At 62.6% G+C, this 20,742-nt stretch carries 18 protein-coding genes and 1 tRNA gene; 13 read left to right on the top strand and 6 right to left on the bottom strand.

The window, feature by feature from the left end:
* Positions 1-136 precede the first annotated feature (136 nt).
* Both PLU72_17050 and PLU72_17045 read left to right on the top strand, forming a co-directional pair.
* The gene (locus PLU72_17050; GenBank protein ID HOT29887.1) at positions 137-3,775 is read left to right on the top strand and encodes a hypothetical protein; all 3,639 of its coding nucleotides are present in this window, start codon (positions 137-139) and stop codon (positions 3,773-3,775) included.
* Between the two features lie 50 nt (positions 3,776-3,825).
* A complete protein-coding gene (locus PLU72_17045) occupies positions 3,826-5,070 on the top strand; it encodes an NHL repeat-containing protein (protein HOT29886.1) in 1,245 nt (414 codons plus the stop codon).
* 66 nt (positions 5,071-5,136) lie between these two features.
* Here PLU72_17045 and PLU72_17040 read toward each other — a convergent pair whose 3' ends face one another.
* Positions 5,137-5,655, bottom strand: coding sequence for an ORF6N domain-containing protein (locus PLU72_17040; protein HOT29885.1), 519 nt, complete (start codon positions 5,653-5,655; stop codon positions 5,137-5,139).
* Positions 5,656-5,663: 8 nt separating this feature from the next.
* Complete coding sequence (locus PLU72_17035) at positions 5,664-6,437, bottom strand: ankyrin repeat domain-containing protein (GenBank protein ID HOT29884.1); 774 nt, start codon at positions 6,435-6,437, stop codon at positions 5,664-5,666.
* A gap of 156 nt (positions 6,438-6,593) precedes the next feature.
* Here PLU72_17035 and PLU72_17030 point away from each other — a divergent pair, with 156 nt between their 5' ends.
* The 4 genes from PLU72_17030 to PLU72_17015 all read left to right on the top strand — a co-directional run bounded on the left by PLU72_17030 (position 6,594) and on the right by PLU72_17015 (position 9,437).
* A complete protein-coding gene (locus PLU72_17030; GenBank protein ID HOT29883.1) occupies positions 6,594-7,022 on the top strand; it encodes a tetratricopeptide repeat protein in 429 nt (142 codons plus the stop codon).
* A 47-nt stretch (positions 7,023-7,069) separates the two neighbouring features.
* Positions 7,070-8,218, top strand: a complete 1,149-nt coding sequence (locus tag PLU72_17025; GenBank protein HOT29882.1) for a zinc finger protein — start codon at positions 7,070-7,072, stop codon at positions 8,216-8,218.
* Position 8,219: 1 nt separating this feature from the next.
* A complete protein-coding gene (locus PLU72_17020) occupies positions 8,220-9,269 on the top strand; it encodes a hypothetical protein (GenBank protein ID HOT29881.1) in 1,050 nt (349 codons plus the stop codon).
* Between the two features lie 95 nt (positions 9,270-9,364).
* Positions 9,365-9,437: transfer RNA gene (locus PLU72_17015), tRNA-Gly, on the top strand.
* A 396-nt stretch (positions 9,438-9,833) separates the two neighbouring features.
* Here the strand turns inward: PLU72_17015 and PLU72_17010 are convergent.
* The gene (locus PLU72_17010; protein ID HOT29880.1) at positions 9,834-10,676 is read right to left on the bottom strand and encodes an ADP-ribosylglycohydrolase family protein; all 843 of its coding nucleotides are present in this window, start codon (positions 10,674-10,676) and stop codon (positions 9,834-9,836) included.
* Positions 10,677-11,305: 629 nt separating this feature from the next.
* Between PLU72_17010 and PLU72_17005 the strand changes: the two genes are divergently transcribed.
* The 6 genes from PLU72_17005 to PLU72_16980 all read left to right on the top strand — a co-directional run bounded on the left by PLU72_17005 (position 11,306) and on the right by PLU72_16980 (position 18,557).
* A complete protein-coding gene (locus PLU72_17005) occupies positions 11,306-11,968 on the top strand; it encodes a hypothetical protein (GenBank protein HOT29879.1) in 663 nt (220 codons plus the stop codon).
* A gap of 526 nt (positions 11,969-12,494) precedes the next feature.
* The gene (locus PLU72_17000) at positions 12,495-14,102 is read left to right on the top strand and encodes a hypothetical protein (protein HOT29878.1); all 1,608 of its coding nucleotides are present in this window, start codon (positions 12,495-12,497) and stop codon (positions 14,100-14,102) included.
* Between the two features lie 275 nt (positions 14,103-14,377).
* A complete protein-coding gene (locus tag PLU72_16995; protein HOT29877.1) occupies positions 14,378-14,656 on the top strand; it encodes a hypothetical protein in 279 nt (92 codons plus the stop codon).
* A gap of 79 nt (positions 14,657-14,735) precedes the next feature.
* Positions 14,736-15,140 (top strand): hypothetical protein, encoded by a 405-nt coding sequence (locus tag PLU72_16990; GenBank protein ID HOT29876.1) that lies wholly within the window; start codon positions 14,736-14,738, stop codon positions 15,138-15,140.
* Positions 15,073-16,887, top strand: coding sequence for a dynamin family protein (locus tag PLU72_16985; GenBank protein ID HOT29875.1), 1,815 nt, complete (start codon positions 15,073-15,075; stop codon positions 16,885-16,887). Before PLU72_16990 ends, PLU72_16985 begins: the two co-directional genes overlap by 68 nt.
* Before the next feature lie 14 nt (positions 16,888-16,901).
* Positions 16,902-18,557, top strand: a complete 1,656-nt coding sequence (locus PLU72_16980; protein HOT29874.1) for a 50S ribosome-binding GTPase — start codon at positions 16,902-16,904, stop codon at positions 18,555-18,557.
* A gap of 64 nt (positions 18,558-18,621) precedes the next feature.
* On the opposite strand, the gene PLU72_16975 is transcribed toward PLU72_16980, so the two are convergent.
* Positions 18,622-18,759, bottom strand: coding sequence for a hypothetical protein (locus PLU72_16975; GenBank protein HOT29873.1), 138 nt, complete (start codon positions 18,757-18,759; stop codon positions 18,622-18,624).
* A gap of 215 nt (positions 18,760-18,974) precedes the next feature.
* On the opposite strand from PLU72_16975, the gene PLU72_16970 reads away from it, so the two are divergent.
* Positions 18,975-19,766, top strand: coding sequence for an HD domain-containing protein (locus PLU72_16970; protein HOT29872.1), 792 nt, complete (start codon positions 18,975-18,977; stop codon positions 19,764-19,766).
* Between the two features lie 173 nt (positions 19,767-19,939).
* On the opposite strand, the gene PLU72_16965 is transcribed toward PLU72_16970, so the two are convergent.
* The gene (locus tag PLU72_16965) at positions 19,940-20,371 is read right to left on the bottom strand and encodes a type II toxin-antitoxin system HicB family antitoxin (GenBank protein ID HOT29871.1); all 432 of its coding nucleotides are present in this window, start codon (positions 20,369-20,371) and stop codon (positions 19,940-19,942) included.
* Positions 20,372-20,384: 13 nt separating this feature from the next.
* A complete protein-coding gene (locus PLU72_16960; protein ID HOT29870.1) occupies positions 20,385-20,597 on the bottom strand; it encodes a type II toxin-antitoxin system HicA family toxin in 213 nt (70 codons plus the stop codon).
* Positions 20,598-20,742: the final 145 nt, after the last annotated feature.

Raw genomic sequence — 20,742 nt, 5'->3', positions numbered from 1 at the left:
TGAAAATCCAGGGCCGACAACCAAATCCGCGCGGCAGGGAGTCTCGTTTTCCTTTCCGGTTCGGATGTGGTACAAGGTGAGGGCATACGCGGGTGCGGGACAGAGGAAAATCGCACGAAAAGCTGAGGAGGTTCGTATGATGCGCTTCGGATGGATCGTGGTGACGATCGCGGCGGCTGTCGGGCTCGTGTTGCCCGTCGTTGCGTCACAGATCATGAACGGCGGCGAGACGCAGGGCGTCTTCCAGGTCGATGCCGGCAAGAAGGAAATCTCCGGCCTCGCGCCCGGCGTCGCGGAGCGGTTCAGCCTCCAGTTCGTCTCGGTGACGGTTGACCAGCCGACGTTCTGGCCGAACGAGGATGTGCATCTGAAAGTTGCGATGCCCGCCCGGCCGATGGAGAAGATCAAGGCGACCCTCAGTCGCAAAGATGCGGCCCCGCGCGATCTGGGCGAACTGACGCTCAACGACGGCGGCCTGCTGGTCGAGACGATCATGAGCGGCGCAAAGAGGCCGCTCGAGGTCGGCGAATACCGGGTCGAAATCCAGTCCGCCGACGGAAGCTTCAAGGGCGACGCGACGTTCGCGGTCGTCGAGGGCTCGCTCGGCGCCGTCTCGTTCGCTTACGAATTCCAGCAGCTGACGAACGCCCAGGCGCTGGAGGAGGCGAAAGCCGGCTGGTTCCTCGGGAATGCCGACGGCGTCGGCGCCCGCTGGGGAAACGGCCTCAACGTGAAGAACGAACTGCGCGTCTTCAACAAGCCGTTCGACGGTCACGTCACCCTCAAGACCCGCTGCATGCTTCCCGGCTGCAACGGCTGCGAGGCCGGCCCTTCCATCGAATACAAGATGAAAAAAGGCGAACTGGCCGCGGTTCTCGATGTCGGCGGCCATTCCGGCCCCTTCGAGCTGGAAATCGTGACCGACAAGGGCAACGTGCGTAACCTGTTCGGCCGCTCGGGCCATGTCGAGCGCCAGGTCAGCCAGATCTCGTCCGGGTTCACGAACCAGTTCAAAGCCACGGTGGCTCCCTATGAGAACACCGTCGCGATTCCCGGCCGCGACATCTATCTCCTCAAGGAGGAAGGCGATAAAACCGCCGCCTTCGAGCTCGGCTCGGCCATGACCGGCGACGACGGTGTCGCAAAGATCACCGCGATGACCGACCTGGAAGGCGTGAAAGCCTGGCGGCTCGTTCCCAAGGCCGACGGCAGTTTCGCCGCCGAACAGCTCTCGATGGCGGGCGCCCTCAAACGCGGCGAAAACGTGACGTTCTCGGTTTCGGGCCCCTACTCGTTCGTCGCCGTCGGCGGCTGGGAAATGAAGGAGAACGAGGAGAAGAAGAAAGAAAAGACCCTGCGCCAGGCGTGGGCGATGATCTTCACCCCGAGCTCCCTGCGCGTGAAGCTCGATGCGCCGAAACAGGCCGGTCCCGAGAAAAATGTAGATATCAATATTGAAACGTTCGACCGAGCGAGCGGAAAGCCCCGCTCGGTGTGGGGCGTTCTCGAAGTGTTCGACAACCGCGTCGCGGACCGCAGTCCGAAAGACCCGCTGATCTCGGCCACCGGCGACTCGTTCCGGAACGCCTCGGCCGGCCTCTCCCGCTGGGAAGACCAGACCGGTATCCGCGTCAGGCGCGGCATGATGAAGATGAAAAGTTTGGCCGCTCCTCCGGCTCCGTCCATGAACGCCGTTTTCTCCGCGAAGGAGGAAATGGCGGACATGGAGATGGCCGGCGCTCCCGCCCCGATGGCTCTGAGCGGGGCGGGCGCCCAGTCTTCGGATGAACCGGGCGCGGAAGCGGAAAACCCCGAAGCGGTACGCGAAGGCGAAAAGAAAGTCGTCTTCTGCCGGCTCGTGAAGACGGATGCCGCCGGGCGGGCGAAGGTCAGCGTCACGATGCCGCCCCAGAGCGGCCGGTGCAAGGTGCGTTTCGTCGCGATGTCCGGCTTCGATTACCTCGAGTCGATCGGCGACGTTGATGTCGGCCGCCGCGGCGGAAACGTCGAGGTGAGCGCCCCGTCGATGCTCCTGAAGAACGCCGAGGTCAGCCTGCGCGTCTTCGCCGTCTGCGAAGGCGGGGCCGGCAAGCTGAAGATCTCCGGCGCCGGTCTTGCAAAACCGGTCACGCTCGACGTGCCGGCCGGCGGCAAGGAGTTCCTGGTCCCCGTGGTCGGCGGCGGAAGCGGCGAGCTGCTCGCCGAACTGACGAAGGCCGACGGAACCGTCGTCGACCGCCGCTCGGTCGCCGTCCGCGACTCCGGCGAGTTCCCGGTGACGTTTACCGAACTGATCGTCTCCGACGGATCGAAGATCAGCGTGCCGCGCAACCGCACGGTGAGCGTGTTCGCCAACCCCGGCCAGCTCCTGCGCGGGATGACCGCGAATGTCGTGACCACGATGAAATCCTGGTTCGGCCACAGCGAGGCGCTGAGCGCCATGGCGGCCATCGACGCCATGCTGCTGCGGAGCTTCGCCGAGGGACTGCTGAACGACGACGGCCTGCGCGCAACAATAAAGGCCGATATGGAAAAAGCCGTCAGGGATCTCGACGAGACGTTCTTCGACAGGCAGGCGAAACTGATGCGGCCGTATCCCGGCCTCGATGCCAATCCGGTCTGGTCCGTCTGGGTGCTGAAGAACCTGCTCCAAACGAGCAACACCCTGTCCGGAAACGCCGCGCTGAAGGCCGAGTTCGCCGGCGTCATCCGCACCGCCGGCAGGCTTTCCGAAGATCTGACGGCCGAACTCGGCCGCCGGAAGGTCTCGACCGAAGAAGTCGGCCTGTTCACGCCCGGAACGGCCGGCGGCGACCTGGTCCCGGTCGTGGTCGACGGCAAGGTCGTCTACCGCGCCGTCACGGATTCGGCGGTCGTGAGCTGGTTTGTAAAGGAGATGATGCCCGCCCTTGAAATCCAGAACACCCGCGGCCTCAGGGAGTTCGACGAACGGTTCATCAAAAACTACGACACCTACCGCTTCCTGCGCGCTTTCGAACGCACGGGCTCGCTCTACTACCTGCTGCTGAACGCGAAAGCCCTGTATCTGCAGAAGGATGCGGCGTTCGACCAGGTGTTCCGCACGATCGCGCGCGGCATGATCCTGACCGGCGAGCCCGGCCTGATCCAGGGCCCCGCGATGCTGGGCGGCGTATACGGCGCCCCGCAGACGGTCGTGAAGTTCCTCGACCTGCTCGTCACCATGGCGAAGGACAAAGCCGGCAAACCCGCCGGCAACGTCGTGATCGAAGCGGCGGGCAAGCCTGCCGAAACACTGAAGCTCGGCGAAAAGCCGGTTCAGTTCACGACAGAATCCGGTGAAGCCGGCTTCACGACACCGAAACACTCGATCGCGATGATCGAAAACAAGCGCCCGATGCTGATGAGCGAGTATCTGACGAAGGCCGGCTTCTTCAAGGTCGGTCTCGACGCCGCTTCGATCGGCGTCGGCGAAGAGCGCACGATCCTGGTCGAGCTCGACAAGACCCTCGACCCGGTCGACTACTACGCGGTCATCGCGCTCCCGTCGGTGGTCTCGCTGCGCCAGACCGAGGACATCCTCGCAGATTACCGCGGCCAGCTCCTGTACGGCCAGAAATCCGCCGGCGGCGAGCGGATCCAGTTCGTGACCGTGCCGTTCCGCGGCCTGCGCACGATGAAGCTCGTCGTCGAAGGTGCCCTGCCCGGGAAGAGTCACGGCTTCGTGATGGTCCGCCACCAGGCGAATCCGGCCGTCATCCAGACGATCGAGATTCCGACGATCACGTGCAGGTGATGAACGACACTCATCCCCGCAGAGATCTGATACACCGGATCCCTGCGGGGATGCTCCTTGCGCTCCTGCTGTTCGTCGGCGCCGCTTTCGCAGGCGATGCGGAGGAGATGCCGCGGTTCAGGCTGTACGGCACATGGGGAACTGCGGGCCATGCCGACGGCCAGCTGATGCACCCGATGGCGATGGCCGTTTCCCCCGACGGGAAGCGGCTCGCCGTCTGCGATACCGACAACAACCGCGTCGTCGTCCTGAAGATCCGCGTTCCGTTGCCCGAAACGGCGGAGTCGGCGTCCGTGCCGCCGGCGAAGCCGCTTCAAATAGAGTTGACTATAGGAGATATCTGGCCCTGGGAGGGCAGCCTGGCCCCGAATGACGCGCACGACCGGTGGCGGGAAACCGACAACGCCGACGGCGTGCGCTCGCCGCGAGAACTGCCCGGCCGAGCCTACATGGGCGGCCAGGGCCGTGTCAGGCCGGCGACGAACGTGCCGATGGACCGGTTCAACCGGCCGCAGGGCATCACCTGGAAGGACGACGAGACGCTGGTCATCGCCGACACCGACAACCACCGCGTCAAGGCCGTGAAGCTGGACGGCGAGGTCCAGTGGATTCTCGGTCAGGAAGGCTGGAAAGACGGGTATTTCCATCATCCGCTCGGGATCGACATGGACACACAGGGAAATCTGCTGGTCTGCGAGCCCCGCTCGGGGTATCTGCGAGGTCTCGGCCTCGACGCGTTCCAGCGCCAGAGCACCCAGGGAAACCGGCTCCAGATGTTCGGGCCCGACCTCAAGCCCGTGAAACGGGCAGGCCACATGCACCACATGTCAGGCCGACTCGACCGTCAGTTCAAGGACCTGGTGCGGGTCTGGGCGGTTCCCGACGGGGGCGCATACGTCACGGATTCGGGAAATCATCGCATTCTCGAGCTTGATGCCGACCTGCGCACGAAGCGCGTTCTCCAGAAATGGCCCTTCGCGACGATGCGCTACCCGCAGGGCGTCCACGGCGACGGCGCGGGCCGCCTCGCGATCGCCGACACGGGCAACAACCGCGTCCTGGTGATCGGGAAAAACGGCGACATCGACCAGATCCTGGGTGGCTTCGGCGTCCAGCCCGGCAAGTTCTCCCTGCCTCGCGAAGCGCGGTTCGGCCCGTACGGCTACCTGTTCGTCCTCGATACGCAGAACTGCCGCATCCAGGTCTTCCGCGAGCCCTGGGCCCCCGAACCCGCCGCCCCGCCCATCGAAAAACCCGCTTCCCTCCCCGCCACTCTCCCCGCCGACTCGAGATAGGCAATAGTCCAGACCAGAACTTCAATCTCGAGATTCCGTTTTGTGACCTCGAGGGACGATCATCTTTTACGTTCCGCTTTGGAAGCCGATTGGCCGCTTTTTCTTCGTTACAGGGTGAAGCATGGAATTGATCGTTGAGAAGATCAGTGCGATTTCCCGGTCATGAGTTTTGATTTTCTTTTGCAGTTCGCCGATATTCCGCGCCAGTTCATCGTGTGTTCCAAGAAAACGTCGCATCTGCACGAATGTACGCATGATCTCGATATTCACCCGGACTGCACGTTCGCTGCGAAGGACGCTCGATAACATCGCAACACCCTGCTCTGTGAAAGCATACGGCCGATACCGTCGCCCGCCTCTCTTTGAGGTCACAATGTGTGACCTCAAAGCAGAAAACTCCTCTGCGGAAAACTGAAACATGAAATCATCGGGAAATCGATCCTGATTCCGTTTGACTGCCTGCAGGAATACTTTTGTTTCAACGCCGTAAAGTTCTGCCAGATCCGCATCCAGCATGATTTGCATGCCGCGGACGGTATATATCCTTCGCTCTATATGTGGGATAACGGCTGGTGCTTGCGACATGATCGTTGTCAGTTCACATGAAGGGCGTCAAAGCGGATGGTTTTTTTCAACAACGCGGCGATCTCGGGCTCTTCGGATTCGACGGCATAATCGAGCGGGGTTTTCCCTTCTTTATCCCTGGCGGCCGGGTCGGCGCCGTGACCGAGCAGGAACTCGACGGCTTCCTTCTCACCTGCGGCCGCGGCCAGGTGCAGGGGCGTCACGCCCTCGGCATCCGTCGCACCGATGCTCGCGCCCTTCGCGACGAGCAGTTTGTAAATCTCGATGCGCTCGGGGGCTTCCGACTCGCCGTCGCCCGCGGCGTAATGCAGGGCGGCCAGGCCGGCCTTGTCGACGGCTTTCGCGTCGGCGTTCGCATCGAGAAGCAGCTGCACGGGCTTCAATTCGCCCCCCGCGACGGCGACGAGAAGGGGCGTGACCCCCTCGTTGTCCCGGGCGTCGACCTCTGCGCCTTTCGCGAGAAGCAGGGAAATGACGGCCGGCTCGGTCGCGGTCGCGGCATGGTGCAGCGGCGTCATGCCTTCCCCGTCGGATGCCTTGACGTCGGCGCCGTTCGCCAGCAGAAACTCGACGACCGCTTTCTGGCCGGCGGCGCAGGCGCAATGGAGCGGCGTTTCCCCGTCGGGGTTCTTCAGGCTCACCAGTTCGGGTTTCGCCTTGACCAGGCCCTGGACTTTGGCCAGGTCGCCTTTTTTCGCGGCCGTGTGAATCGGGGCGGCGAACAGGGCGGAAGCGGAAACCAGGCCGGCGATGAGGATCCCGATGCAGGCGCGTTTCATCATTTTGTACCTCGTTCTGAAGTTTTTGCGAACTCGTGGTATATTCGAATTGTATCACGCCGACCGGGGGTGAATCGGCTGACCTGCGACGATGCGGTCAGTCCGGTTTTCGTGCCGGGCCGGCGTCCGAATGGAGTAGTGAAGGAGAGAGCGGAGTATATGAAGCTGGCCCTTGTTCGTGGAGTATTGATCGGTCTGCTGTTTTACCTCGCGTCGGTTCCCCTGACGGTGGCCGATGAAGGGGCGAATGTCGGCGCCCTGATCGAAAAGGCGGCGACGCTGTGCGGGGAAACCCGGTATGCCGAGGCGGAGCCCCTGTTGAAACAGGCGCTCGCGGCCGAGCCGGACGAGGCCGAAGCGCATTACCGGCTCGCGATCGTCTATCTGAAGACCGATCGCCCGGCCGAAGCGGCGCAGGAGTATCTCAAAACGGCCGGTCTCGACGAGAAACTGGCCCGGGAACTGCGCATGATGAATCCCTTGTTCTCCCTGTCCGCCCCCGCGAAGGGCGTCACCACCGAGTCCGGCTTCATCGCCGCCCCGGAGCCGATGACCCCCGCCGCGTCGGACGGAATCGAAGCGAAATAATATATAAAACTAGATATATAAATTGAGGTCGGGAGGAAGTTCCGCGCATGACTGAAGAGATCATCCGCGAGGGGAGCTGGATGTGTCCGAACTGCCGCACGAAGAACCGCGGCGCCCACGAGAAGTGCACCGCCTGCGGGGCGATCCGGGGCAACGTCCAGTTCATCTACGAGGAGACCGGGCAGCAGGTGACCGACGAGGCGGAAAAGGCTCGCGCGCTCGGCGGCGCCGACTGGGTCTGCCCCTTCTGCGGCGACAGCAATCCTTTCGACGCGACTTCCTGCAAAGGCTGTTCGGCCCCCCGTTCCGAGGGAAAGCAGCGCGAGGTGAGGAATCTCGGCGCGACTCCGGCCTCGTCGGCCCGGCCTGCCGGAACGCCGCACATGCCGGAGCCGGTCATTCCCGCGGAGGGCCTCTCGACCGCGCGGCCTGTTTCCCCGGCCGTGGCCTGGTTCTTCAAGATCGGCTGCGGGGGCATCCTGCTGCTGATCGCGGCCCTGATGGGCATGGAGTGCATGACCTGGAACCAGGTCGTCGAAGTGACCGGACTGGCATGGGAACGCACGATCGAGGTCGAGGAGCTGAAAGCCGTCAGACACGAGGACTGGTCGGACCGGATGCCTTCCGGCGGCCGCATCCTGAACCGTGAAGAGAAGATCCGCTCGTATCGCGACGTTCTGATCGGCCACCAGGAGGTCGAGGAAACCTACACGGAACAGCAGCAGGTCGGCACGCGCAGGGTGAAAACCGGCGTGCAGGATCTCGGCAACGGACGCTTCAAGGAGATCTGGTCCGACGAGCCCGTCTACAAGGACGTTCAGAAGCGCCGCCGCGTGATGAAGCCGATGTATCGCAAGGAGCCGGTCTACGGCACCTGGTTGGCCTACGAGACAGACGAGTGGGTGAAGATCGACACGAAGGCCGCCAAAGGCACGACGGAGCTGCCCGCGTGGCCGGCGACCGGCGTGACCCAGCCCGTCGGGAACATCCTGGGAGCGCGCCGCGAGGGCACGAAGACCGAGTCATACAAGGTCACCCTCAAGTCGTCGAAGGACGGCAAAACCTACGACATCACCATGATCGGCTCGAAGAAGATCGACGCCGCGACGTTCGAGAAGATGCGCCTCGGTACGAAGTGGGCCGCCGGCATCAGCGGCCTCGGCAACATCAAGGAGCTGGCTCCGGCGACCCCGTGACATGAACCTGATCGACGACCCCAGGATCGGCATCCCGCTGGTCGTGGCGTTCGCCGTGGCGGTTGTCTGGGCCAACCGATGCCCGACCTGCGGGGGCTGGTTCACCCTTGACGCTCACAGGCAGGCCAGGAACAAACAGCCCGGAACCTTCGGCGCCCCGCGCGAGCGTGATTACGATATCACCGGCTACAGTTGCAGGCGATGCGGCGCGTCGGGGAAAACCACCTCCGATTTCCCCCGGCGGCCGGCAGCACAGGTGGAGTTGCCCGGGCACCTGCAGGGGCTGTCCTGGTGGCATCCGCGCGTCCAGTGGGCGATCGCCCCTTGGCGCACGGTTCTGGCGTCGTTATTTATAGTATTCAATATTGGATTCGTCGCGTATGACCCCGAGGTCGTGCTGTATCCGTCGCACTGGCAGACGTTTCTGGAAGATTACGCCGAGTTTCTCCTCGATCCCTTCAACCAGCCGACAGTCATCAAGACGCGCGTCAAGGTTGCCGGCGGCAACTGGAAGATGACGAGGTTTTACGAAGAGGCGCGGGAAGAGGTTGTCGAAGGATGGAAAGCCCTAGCGCCGCCCGATGCGGTGATCACCGAATCGGCGACCCGCTCCTGGGAACCGGCGCTCGCGCGGGAGGGCCTGAACTACGATCCGAACCCCGTGTGGGTGAAGTATCGTCGCCTTTTTTGGGATGAGCGCGCCCAGTCGAGCCTGGAAGGGACGGACGAGCATCCACGGGTTCCAGGAACTGCTGTGCCTGTTCCGGCCGAACTTGCGGCCGGCGTATGCCGTCCCGGCCGGATCGACGGCTCTTTCACGATTCTTTTCTGGGACCTCCGTTCCGGCGACATGTATCCGCTGACGTATCTGAACCTGCGCCGGATCTCGGACAGAAGCTGCACCTTCAAGCCCCTGGACGAATCTCTCTACCGGCGTTTACGAACCTCCAGCGACACCTGGACCGCTCGAATCACCCGTTATCCGCGCTCCAGCGATGCGCACGTCGAACTCTGGGTGGACAACCCCGCCTCATTCATCTCCGGAAACTGAGTATTCGCTCGTCTTCAACCGCCCGCTCATCCACATTTCCGACGCCCCTCGGCCTCTTGCATCTCATCTTCGGTGTGTGATACAATTCCCTCATTGCGGGAATAGCTCAGTTGGTAGAGCGTCAGCTTCCCAAGCTGAATGTCGCGGGTTCGAGACCCGTTTCCCGCTCTCGCAGAAACCCCGGAAACCGTCATGGGATCCGGGGTTTCTGTACTTCTGGGAAACCCCTCTACGGCGGCGTCATCCCGCTCGGAAGCTTTCTCAAGAATCCCGAGCCGATCTTCGCGGGCGAAGAAGTCGACAATACCACCTTCTCAACTTTCGTGGATACGATCGGCGCGCGGAATCTCCTGTACCTGGTCTTCATGCTCTGCCTGCCCTGGTATCTCCCGAAACGATTCAGGGGCGTCGTCGAACTGGTCCGGGAAACGAAGAACCTCCCCGATGAGCGCGCCGTTCCGACCCGCCCGGCAGATCGGCAGACGGAGCGTGTACGGGAAACCTCTGAGGAGGGTCGAAATAGAGCGACTGGTGCAAGGGGGGAATGAAATTGTGTAGAAGGTTCTAGATGTCGCAGCGCGATAAACTGTGAGAGAAGGCGCTTTCAATTTCTGGAGCCCGGAGTTCTGCCAGTTTGGATGTCGCCAGGTGCCGGGGTGATATGCCGTGCATGTCTGTTCCAAAGCAGGCCTGCGCCATGCCGCCGGCCATGCAGGCGATGGTGTCGGAGTCTCCGCCGATCGTGAGGGCTTTCCGGAACACGTCGTCGAGATTCGATGACGACAGCACGCACCAGATGGCCTGCGGAACCGATCCCTGGCAGGTGGCGTCGAACTCGTCCTCGATGAGATCGTCATAGTCCAGGTCGAGATTGTACCCGAACATCGCTTCGATCTCCGCTTTCAACCGCCGTCTCAGGTCCGGGTCGTCATGCTCCCGGCGTGTCTCGGAGAGCCTTCTGGCCGAATAAACGACTGCCTGAGCGCCTTTGACGGCTTCCGGGTGCCCGTGGGTCTGCAGGGTCAATCGTTCGACCAGGTCCATCATCTCGTCCAGCGGCATGCCCAGATCGACGCCGAGGGCGGAGATGCGCATGGCGGCGCCGTTGCCGCAACTGGGCGGATCCGGAATGATGCCGTCGCGCATGAACCGAAAGAACTTGGGGCCATAGCCGATGCCGGGAGTCAGGTGAAAATAGCTGCGAAGATACTCGACATACTCTTCGACCTTTGCCCTGCCGGAGCGAAAATCCGTCCACCATTTCCAGGTCGCCAGGGTCATGACGGTGTCATCCGTCACTCTCCCGACATCGGCCAGGGCGGGAATGCTCAACTCCGCGAGAGAGGGCTTGTCATGCTCGAACTCGATGCTGGATCCGAGAATGTCGCCAACGATGGCCATGAGCATGAGATGCCTCCAAAAACGCTGAACTCTATTCATCCGATCGATAAGGATGAATACTATTCTATCGTATACATGCCAGTGAGACCACCGAAAATCATCGGTCGGCGGCGTTCGATGAATGATACTATATATTGTTATGCCCCGTGGAGAACGGCTTGGGAAAAGGGTGAGCGCAAAATTATCCCTTGACGGCGGGCCGGTTTTCGGATATATTGAAATCAAAGATCGAACGAGGCTCTTCCAGCAGGAAACAATCGCGACGCAATACGTGCGTCCGGTTGATCCGCGCGGAAGAGCCTCGTTCGCTTTTTCCGTTTTCGGCGTGAAGAGCGGTCAGTTCTTTGACAACGAGATCGGTCCTGGTCCCCCGGAGGCCCGAGAGGGCTTCCGAACCGGTCAGACGCCGGGGCGGGGGGCCACGGACCGGACGCCCGCCGGGAGGCGGGTGGCAGAAAGGCAGGTGCGACCGGCACCGCGCCCCGGCGTCAAAAGAGAATACATCCTTCATCCCTGTTGAGTTCCGCGGAATGAAATCCAGACGTTCATTCTGAGCGAAAGGTCGATATACGTTCTTCCCGTCTGCTTTTGTCGATGCGGCGCTGAGGCGCAGACCTGGTTACGAGGAGGTCCGTATGGAAAACGTGAACGTCAGCGTGTCCCTGACCGTGAGCCGGTGGCACAAGGTGTCCGAGCGGCTCAAGGGGCTGATCGACGAGTGCGAGCAGGCCATGAAGCACGCCTTCAAATCCACGACGGCGCAAGCGTATCTGGGCCCCGCCCAGATCACCGAGTTCGAGCGGCTCCGGGCGAAAGGACTCGAGGCGAAGAACAAGATCGGCCGACTGCTGTCGGTCCGGTGCCTGATCCGCAATGCCATCGCGAAGCACAACACGGCCTCGGGGATCCACGAACTGCTCGCCGAGATCGAGGCGAACCGGCAACATATCAGGATCATCCGGGAAATCCTGAAGCACCAGCACGCCGGCCGCGTTCCCATCGATCGCATCGAAGCCGTGTTCCTGGACGCGTCCAAGAGCGAGAAGACGCTCGAGGCGGCCCTGGAATCCTGGGGATCGAACGATGACATCAATATGCTATACCTCGAGCGTTCATCTGTGAAAGCCGGCGTCGACGTTGCGATGCTGACTCCCGATGAAATCCAGGAATTCAAGACGTTGTGCGAGAAGCTCGAGCTTCGCAACTTCAAGATCCACGACATGCTTGCCGACGCCAACATCGAGCGTGTGAGTCTCGAGATTCCCGAAGACCTGGCGAAGCGGCTGGCGATTGTCTGACGTTCCTCGAGCTCCCGGAGGGTCGGTCACGGCCGCGATGACCGGCTCTCCGCCAGGCGGACAGAGAAGCGGCACGGCAGTCCGGAGGACGGGTCTGAAACGATCTGCGGCGAATCACGGCATGAACCGCGCCCATTGGGCTCGGCGATGCAAGTGGGGGCCGGAACATCACAAGGTTGCGGATTGCAGGTTGCCTGTCACAATAGGTGGGGAACCTGACGTTGTCAACAGTGATCCGTCGTTCACCTGCGGCTGTTTCGCTCCGGAGGAACAGCCGCCCTCCTTTTTTCTATTTCATAAAGAATATGTTTCCTGAACCGGGACGTTCAGCGATACTATAAGAAAATATATATACCGGTGGATCTGACGGTGGAGACCGGATAGTGAGTCCTGTAGAGTGAAACTCAACCGTTCGCCCTGAGGTGTCGAAGGGCGAACATTCGTGGTTCGATACCTCCCCACGAACGGAAATTACGAGGCTGACAAGCCTGAAGAATGACTCGCGCACGCGAACAGGAGGATTTCGATGAAAAATCAGCCGATCACCATCCAGACCGAGGAAGGGCCTCTCGTGCTTCAGCCAGCCGAGGCTCACATGCTGGACTCCTTCCGGCGACAATGGCCGATGGGGCTGATTCCCGTGGAGGAGAACGGGAAAGGCCACTGCGCGATGATTTTCCAGCAAGATTCGAGCGAGGTCTGGGGAGTCAAATTCCAGTGCGTCGATACGAACGCGGAAGAGGCCGGGAGGGCGACGGAAATACGTCGGGTCCTGATTGCAGTGGCTCTTGCCTGGATGACGCACCACTATGCCGGAACGATCATTCCCTGCGCCTATCTCAAACAGAAAGGACCGGACTCCTTCGAGCACGGACTTGTCGTGTTCATGCCGCCGCTCCCGGAAAAACGGATGGATCCTGCGTATTTCCAGATCACGGTGAATAACTACGGCGAGACCTGGCCGGCCCGCCATGATCTCGACGCGGCAAGTATATTCATACAATTATATCAGCATTTCCGGGAGCATGCCTACGGCCGCAGGGAATCCTTCATCGGCGGCGATATGCGGCCGCGGCTGATGATGGGAGAGGTGTATTTCGACTTCATGCTTCTCGACGGCAAACTGACCTGCCTTCTCCGAAATCCCGCCGAGGATCTCCCCTGCTGGACGTCTCTAAGATCCCTGGGGGAGACGACGATCCCGCATTTTCCGGCGGCGCCGGCCGTTCACCTCAGCGATCCGGCTCTCATGATCGGAGAGGAGGATTTTCTGGAAATGACGACGATCGCCTTTCACGATCGGGGCGTCAAAATTGAGATCATCGTTCCCGAAATGATCTGCACGGTGTCGGACGGGAAAACGAGCATCGGGTGGGACGGGCGGATCTGGGTCCAGCCCGTCGGCTGCGGGGGAAGCTGTCCCGTCGATCCGCGTTCCCTGAAAAAACTCGACAGGAAGCTTACCTCCCTGGATGTTCGCCGGAACCGCGCCCTGTGGAAGAACCGGCATGAAATCGTCCAGCAGGCGTGTCCGGGTTTCATGTTCCTCAAAGGCAGGCTTATCAGCGAGACCGAGGCCCGAAACGAACTCGCCAGAGCGTGCGTTTTCATGAAGAACGTTCTGGCACGCAAGGTCAGCGAAGAGGAGATCAACGGGCACCGGAAGAAGCTGATGCGGCTCCTCAACAACTTCTGCGCCCATCCCGACCGCGAAAGAATCCGGGAATTTCAGAAACGCCTCGGCGAGAGACCGTCGCGCGACCAGCAAGAAGAGATCCTCCAGCAGGTGCTGAACTGGACGGGCGTCGATATCGAGAAGACGGTGAAAAGCAAAAAGGCCCCGGCGTGGCCGCCGTCGACGGGCGGGGTCCCCTTTATAAATAATACAAATTATAGAAAGCCCAAACTGCTCGTTCTCTATCGCATTGCGTGCTCCCTCACGCCCGGGGTCAGATACTCGCGCGACGAGATCGTCGAAAAGATCGAGGCGGTCAGAGCGACGCTGGAAAGCAATCGCAAGCAGGATCTCCGTTTCCACCACGATCAACTGCTCCGCGACATGATCGACATCGGCTACATCGCCGACGACGGCCGCCGAACCGCCTTCTGGCGGAAAGACGGCCCCAGGCCTTGATCTGAGAGTCGCCTCGCCGCGAAACGTCTTTTTTGAACCCGGACCACGGCGGCGGCTTTCATACGGTGACCGCAACCGATCGCACCGCTACAAGAACCATTCCAGGAAAAGGAGGTCCGTATGGAAACGTTCAAAGCCGCTCTGAATATCGCCCTTGGTCTCGCTCTCGGCGCCGCCGCCCTCAAGGCCGCGAAGATCGTATGGAACGCCGCCCAGGGTGACGGCCGCCCCCAGGGCTGAAACGCCCGACGGAACGCGTAAGGGAGGAAAACCGTATGTCAGACCCGAAAACCGTCATCGATATCGTCCGACTGCCCTTCAAGCTCGCCAAGCGGATTACCTCGCCCGTCGCCGATGCCGTCGAGCGGTATCTGGGTCCCGAGATCGAGCAGATCGTCGGCAATACCCCGGGATTCAACGTCATCGAAGGCGTGTCGAAAGACTTCAACGACTGGGTCTCGGGCCGGGAGGTCCTTCCGAACGATGATGACGAGGCGGGGGCTGGCAACCTCGATGAACAGCGGTTGGGAGGCAGGACCGAGCAGGGCCGGTGACGCAGGACCGGCCTCGTGATGTTTTGAAATAAAATAATAACATGTTATAAATAAACATATAAAAGAAAGGGAGATGAATATGAAGGCGCGACCCGGTGACGACGCAACGGACGCCATGAATGCTTCGCGCACCGATTGTTGTGCGGTGCTGAAACAACTGATCCGGGACGGCGCGTCGGAGCCCGTTTTTCGGCTTCTCTCGCCCCTGCTCACGCCGGCAATATATGAGAACCTGAACGATACGCTTGAAACGATCTCGTCCGCTTCCCGACATCGGGGCGGGTTCACCATCGTGAACGCGGGGTTGCTGAAAGCCGGGAAAAGCTCCCTCTTCAACGCGCTTCTCGAAACTCGCGATCGGTTCGCGACGGGAGACGCCCGGACGACCGTGGCCAACCAGGAACAGGACTCGCCGTTTGGAACGTATCACCGAACGCATCGACGCTTTCAACCGGTCGCTCGAACGCGTCGGAGACCAGCTTGACGGGTTTCGAACCGACCTCGAAGACAGGGAAGAGGGGCTCCTCGGCCTGATCGACGCCTTCGGGGCGCGAATCTCGACGTCCGCTCCCGTCCCGAAGGGCGAGCTCGCCGCCCTGCTCGCCGCCGCTTTCAATCATCTGAGCGCCGGGCTCGTCGCCTGGACCTCGGCGGTTCGGCGCGACATCTCCGGCCGTGAGTTCATCAACCGTTTCGAGCGGTCGGTAATCGTCACGGTCTACGGCAAAGTCAAAAGCGGAAAGAGCAGTCTGGGAAACTTCATTGCCGGCGTCGACCGGGCAAACGGTTCCGGCGGTTTCACGTCCGGCCCCGTTCCGCGATTCCGGGTCCACGCCGCGGTCGGCGGCATTCTCCAGGAGCCGGAAGAGCTCGACCCGCGCACGGGGTTCGCGACGGACGTCGTCGAATGCACCAACCGCATCCAGGAGTTCACCCTCGGCGGCCTTTCCTGGATCGACACGCCCGGCCTTCATTCCCTGACCCCCGAAAACGGCGAGCTCGCCAAGGAATACGTCGCGAACGCCGAACTCGTCGTGTTTCTCACCTCGTCCGACTCGCCGGCGCGCGCCAGTGAGATCGCCGAACTGCGCCGGCTTCTTCCCATGCACAAACCGCTTCTCGTCGTCGTTTCCCGCTTCGACGCATTCGAAGAGGATCTCGACGAGAACGGAACCATCATATCCCGCACCGTGACGAAACCGGCCTCAGCTCGCGAAGAGCAGAAGCGATGGGTGGAGGCGCAGATCGCAAAGGCCGGCCTGGAGAAGCTCCTGCGCGACCGCTCGTATGCGTTCGTCTCGACCCGCCTGGCCAAGGACGCGCTGGCATCGGGCGACGCCGCCGCTTTCGACGCTTCGGGCATGCCCGACCTGTTTCACAGCATCTCGAAAACCCTCACGCGCGACGCTCTCGAACTCAAGATGGCCGGGCCGAAGCATCGGTTCAACGGTCTGATCGATGAAATCTTGCACGGCAGGCCGACCGAGACCGGCGGCGCCGGGTACGCCTCGCTCGACAGCATCCGCAACAGCTTCATGGCGGCGCGCTCCGCGATCGAACGCGCAGAGGCGAAGCTTCTGTCGCTCGGCGATCAGATCACCCGGAGAACGATCACGCGCACGCTTCCGGCCATCGAAGCGCTGATGCGCAAGGCCGCGGACGAGCCTGACCGGCCCGAGCACGGGTCGAAGGAACTGGCGAAGAGCGTCGAAGCCGAGATCGGCAGGCATCTCGAGGCCGTCTTCTCGGCCGAGGTGACGCGCGTCCTGGAAGGGATGGACGTCGCCGTGACCGAAGCGCTGGGCACCTCCGGCCTCGCGCTGAACGTGCCGGGCATCGAGCGGAAATACGAAACGATCTCCGTGTCCCAGTCCTACACGGGCAAGGCCGCCGGAAGTATATTAGGCGGTATTGCAGGCGGCGCGATCGGCAGTTTTTTCGGGCCGATCGGCACCGCCGTCGGAAGCATGATCGGCGGCGGCCTCGGCAGTGCCGCCGGTGCAAGGATGGCGGGTTCCAAGCGCGTCAGCGTCGACGTCGGAACGAACGTCGAGGAGGTGAAGGCCGCCCTGTATGAGAGCCTCTCGGCCGGCCTGCCCACGGTTGTGAGCGCGGCGCTGACCCGCGTCGACGAGACCGCGCTCGAGCCCCTGCGTTCCGCTTCGACCGAACTCGTCGTCTCGATCGAACGACTCGCCGGCGACCTTCAAAAGCGCCGATTCGATGTATAAAAGGAGATATATTCATGACGAACGCGACGAACCGCGATGAACGAAGATCCGACGACTCGCCCTGCGGCATCCGCCGCGAACTGGACCTGACGGCGGAACGCCTGCTGAAGATCGCCGAGGAAGCCGGCGTTGCCGGCCTCGTGACCGGCCGTATACGAGCCGCGCAGTCGGCGCTGGCCGAGTTCCGCCCGGCCGCCATGCTGTTCGGGTGCTACAACGCCGGAAAGAGCACCCTGCTGAACGCTCTCCTGAAAAAGGAGCAGGCGCCCGTCAGCGACGTGCCGTGCACCGCGGCGCTCGATGAATACAAGTTCGCCGACTGGACGCTGTACGACACCCCCGGCATTGATGCGCCGATTGAGCATGAGGAGTTGACGCGCGAGCACCTGCGGCGGTGCCACGTGATCGTTCTCGTCGTCAGCACCGCCGGCGGCACCGAGGAGGAGCTGACCCTCAGGGAACTCAAGCGGCTCCAGGTCGATGACAAGGAGATCATCGTCGTTCTGAACAACAAGACGGGCCTCCAGGTCGACGAAACCGCCGTCAACACCCTCCGCTCGCGCATTCGCGACGAACTCGGGAATCCCGGCGTGCCGTCCGTGCCCGTCCTGCTCGTCAATGCGAAGAGCGCTCTCCGCGGCTGTGAGCCGGGGAAGGAGGCGCTGTACGAAGCCAGCGGCATCGCCGACCTGCTGACCGAGCTTCCGGCGGCGCTGGCCCGTTCCGGCGGCATGCGCGTCCTGGTCCCCGGCCTGAACCTGTTGCGGGACGCCGCCGCGTCGCTGTCGGCCGCTCTGCGGGAGAAGGACGCCTCGGCCGAGGCCCGGCGGCTCGAGGAAAACCTGAAGGCGATCCGCCGCGCGCGGGCGGAACTGGATCGCCTTCTCGAGGCCGATCTGAAGGCGCTCCGGGGCGAACTCGAGAACCGTCTCGAGAAGGACTTCGCCGAGGGCGGAACCAGCCGGGAAACGATCGAATGGTATCTCGGCCGCTCCGAGTCGTGCCTGAAACGCCGGGTGGACATCCTGAGCGCGGAGTTGGGCGAAGCCGTGAGCGGAAGCGGAGCCACCCTCGCGGCCGACGCATCGGAACTGCCGAGGACGCCCACCGTCGTCATCGGCGGCGATGAAGGGGCCGGGCGGCCGTCGGAGACCCTCCCCGCGAAGTCCGGCGTCGCGCTTGACATGAACCAGCTCCCCCAGCTCCTCAAGACAGACGCGGCGAAGTCGACGGTGAAAGACGGCCTCCTGACCCTGCGGAGCTACGGTATCCCGGGAATCAAGGGCCGATGGACGAAGACGCTCGACAAGTGGGCCGGAAAGATCACCCGGGGCGCCGGCATCGCCATCCAGGTCTTCCTGGCCGCGAAGGAATACCGGGACGCACAGCGCGCCCAGGCCGCCTACGAACAGAGCGTCGCCGAAGCGCGCCGGGAACTCCGCCACGTCGCCTGCCAGCAGGCCGGCGAAATAGAGCAGTCGGTATTGAATCAGGCCGCCGACGTCGGAAAACAACTGTTTTCCCCGCTCGAACAACAGGCCATGGCCGCCGCCGACTCCCTGGGCGACGCCGAACGCTCCCGGATCGCCGCTCTCGAAAGGACCGAGAACCTCCGCACCTCGATCGACGCCATCCACGCTTCCGTCGCCGAAGACCGAGACGGGCAGTAGGCCCGCACCCAGGCAACACAAGCCCCCGTCCGTTCGGACGGGGGCTTGTCATTCCGTGCGAATGCTATTCATCGCGTGCTTCCGAATAGATGACCTTGCGGCCCAGGTGCTTCCTCAGCCGTCTGTCGCGCAGGTAGACGCGCAGGAGCAGGAGCGCGAGAAGAACTGCGGGCAGAAGCAGGACGAGCACGAATCCCATCATGGAAGCGCCTCCCGTCGATGTGTGCCTGGTTCCGGTCATCCTGAGGGATCGAGGGGTGACCGGAATCGCATGAACAGGCTTTTTCGTGGTTCGATACCTCGCCACGAACGGAAATCGTGAGTTTCCCCACCGGGTGACAAGGCGCTCGTTCGCCGCCGGTTCGAAACATTGGCCGCGTTTGCGAAACGGATCGGCGTGACGGATAATGAAAGGGAATGGATATGCATCAGGATCTGCAGAAAATCTGCCGGGCCGGGCGGCCGTCGGAGCCGCTGGCCGGCCGGCTGGCCGCCGGAACGCTTCCCGCGCCGCTCCCGGCGCTCGTGGGAATTCCACAGCCGGCCGACAAGCATCCCGAAGGCGACGTGTGGAACCACATTCTTCTCGTCGTCGACCACGCGGCCGGCATCGCCCGACGCGAGGCCCTGCCGGCCGATGAGCGAGATCTGCTGGTCCTGGCGGCGCTGGTCCACGACCTGGGCAAGATCGCCGTGACCGTGGTCGATTCCGACGGCCGCGTCCGGTCCTGGAAGCACGAGGAGGCGTCCGTGTTCCTGCCGCCGTTCAGGCGGCTCCAGGAGACGTGGCCCGTTTCGGCCGAGCTCGAGCGGAAGGTTACGACCCTCGTCGAGTGCCATCTGCCCAACGCGCGCATGCAGGACACGACGCCGGGCGAACGCGAAGTCAGGCGTTTTTTGAAAAGACTCGGCGAGACCGGCGTGCCCTTTCACCTCGCCCGCTGGCTCATCGCCGCCGACGTTTCGGGTCGCGGGACCGGCGAATCCGATCCCCTGGCCGCCTGGTTGCCGGTCATCGAGGCCATCCGCCGGGAAGAAAGCCGTCCCGCGCCCCTCGTCACCGGAAAAGACCTCGTGGCGCTCGGCGTCGCCCCAGGCCCGCGATTCCGCGCCCTGCTCGGGCAGGCCGCCGCGATGGCCGATCAAGGCTGGGACCGCGACCGGATCCTCGCTGAACTCCGTTCCCTGATCGGTTCCCCGACGGGCTGACCTCGCCGGTCTTCGAGTCGAAGGCGACGAAGCGAATCAGGCGACCTTCACCCGGCGGACGGCGACCAGTTTTTGGGCAGGGCGCACGCCTCTCCACGATGGCTGACAGCAAGATCAGGGAAGCGGCGATGCAGGCGCTCTGGCTGATTCGGGATTCCCTGCCGTGAAAAGGGTTATGCGGCTTTCTCCAGGGAGATGACCAGGCGGAACCCGAGGACCGCCAGGGCGTGTTCGATGGTTGCCGCTTTCGTCGCGTGACGGGGGTCGAGCATCCGGCGGACTTCTTTTTCGTCGATGCCGAGCGCGCGGGCGAGAGCCGTTTTGGCGCCGCGCTTGCCGCTGGTGGCACGGAAAAGAGCCGCTTTCAGGGCGGTCAGCACCGGTACGGCGGCCATGACTTCGCCGGTTCTCGCCCTGGACGGGGCTGGAATGTCCAGCTCTTTCTCGATGCGGAACTCGATAGCGGCCTGGACGGCACCCTCGGCGTTCTCGACGGCGTCGGCCTCGGTTTCGCCCTGCGTGATGGCCTCGGGCAGATCCCGGCACGATACGACGAAGCCGCCATCGGGGTCGGGAGTCAGAAGAACCGGATACGCAAATTTCATGACGTGCCCTCCTTCACAATTCATCAGGCCGAATGCCGAGTTGTTTGCACATACCGTGGAATGTCCCGCTTTTCAGTTCATCCTGAGGGTTTCGGACGATCGTTCTGGCGTTGCCGAGAGTCAAGACGCCGTGACTCCCTTTCCCGCGGTCGGGATACCATTCGCAGGCCCATCCCCGGACCTTGGCCAGGCGCCGAACCCTTTTGATGAATTCATTCCCTCGCATGCGATAAATATCGGACAAAAATGTCCGAAAGTCAAGGGGGTTTCGCCATTCAGGCCAGCGGGGTGAGATTCGAGGCGCTCAAATGCTCCGCGAAACTCAGGTAGCAGGCTTCAATCCCCGATTTGGTGGGGTTGGGGGTTAGAGC

It is taken from the genome of Candidatus Ozemobacteraceae bacterium (assembly GCA_035373905.1).
In the GTDB taxonomy this organism is placed as follows: domain Bacteria; phylum Muiribacteriota; class Ozemobacteria; order Ozemobacterales; family Ozemobacteraceae; genus MWAR01.
This window is presented reverse-complemented; position numbering and strand designations above follow the sequence as displayed.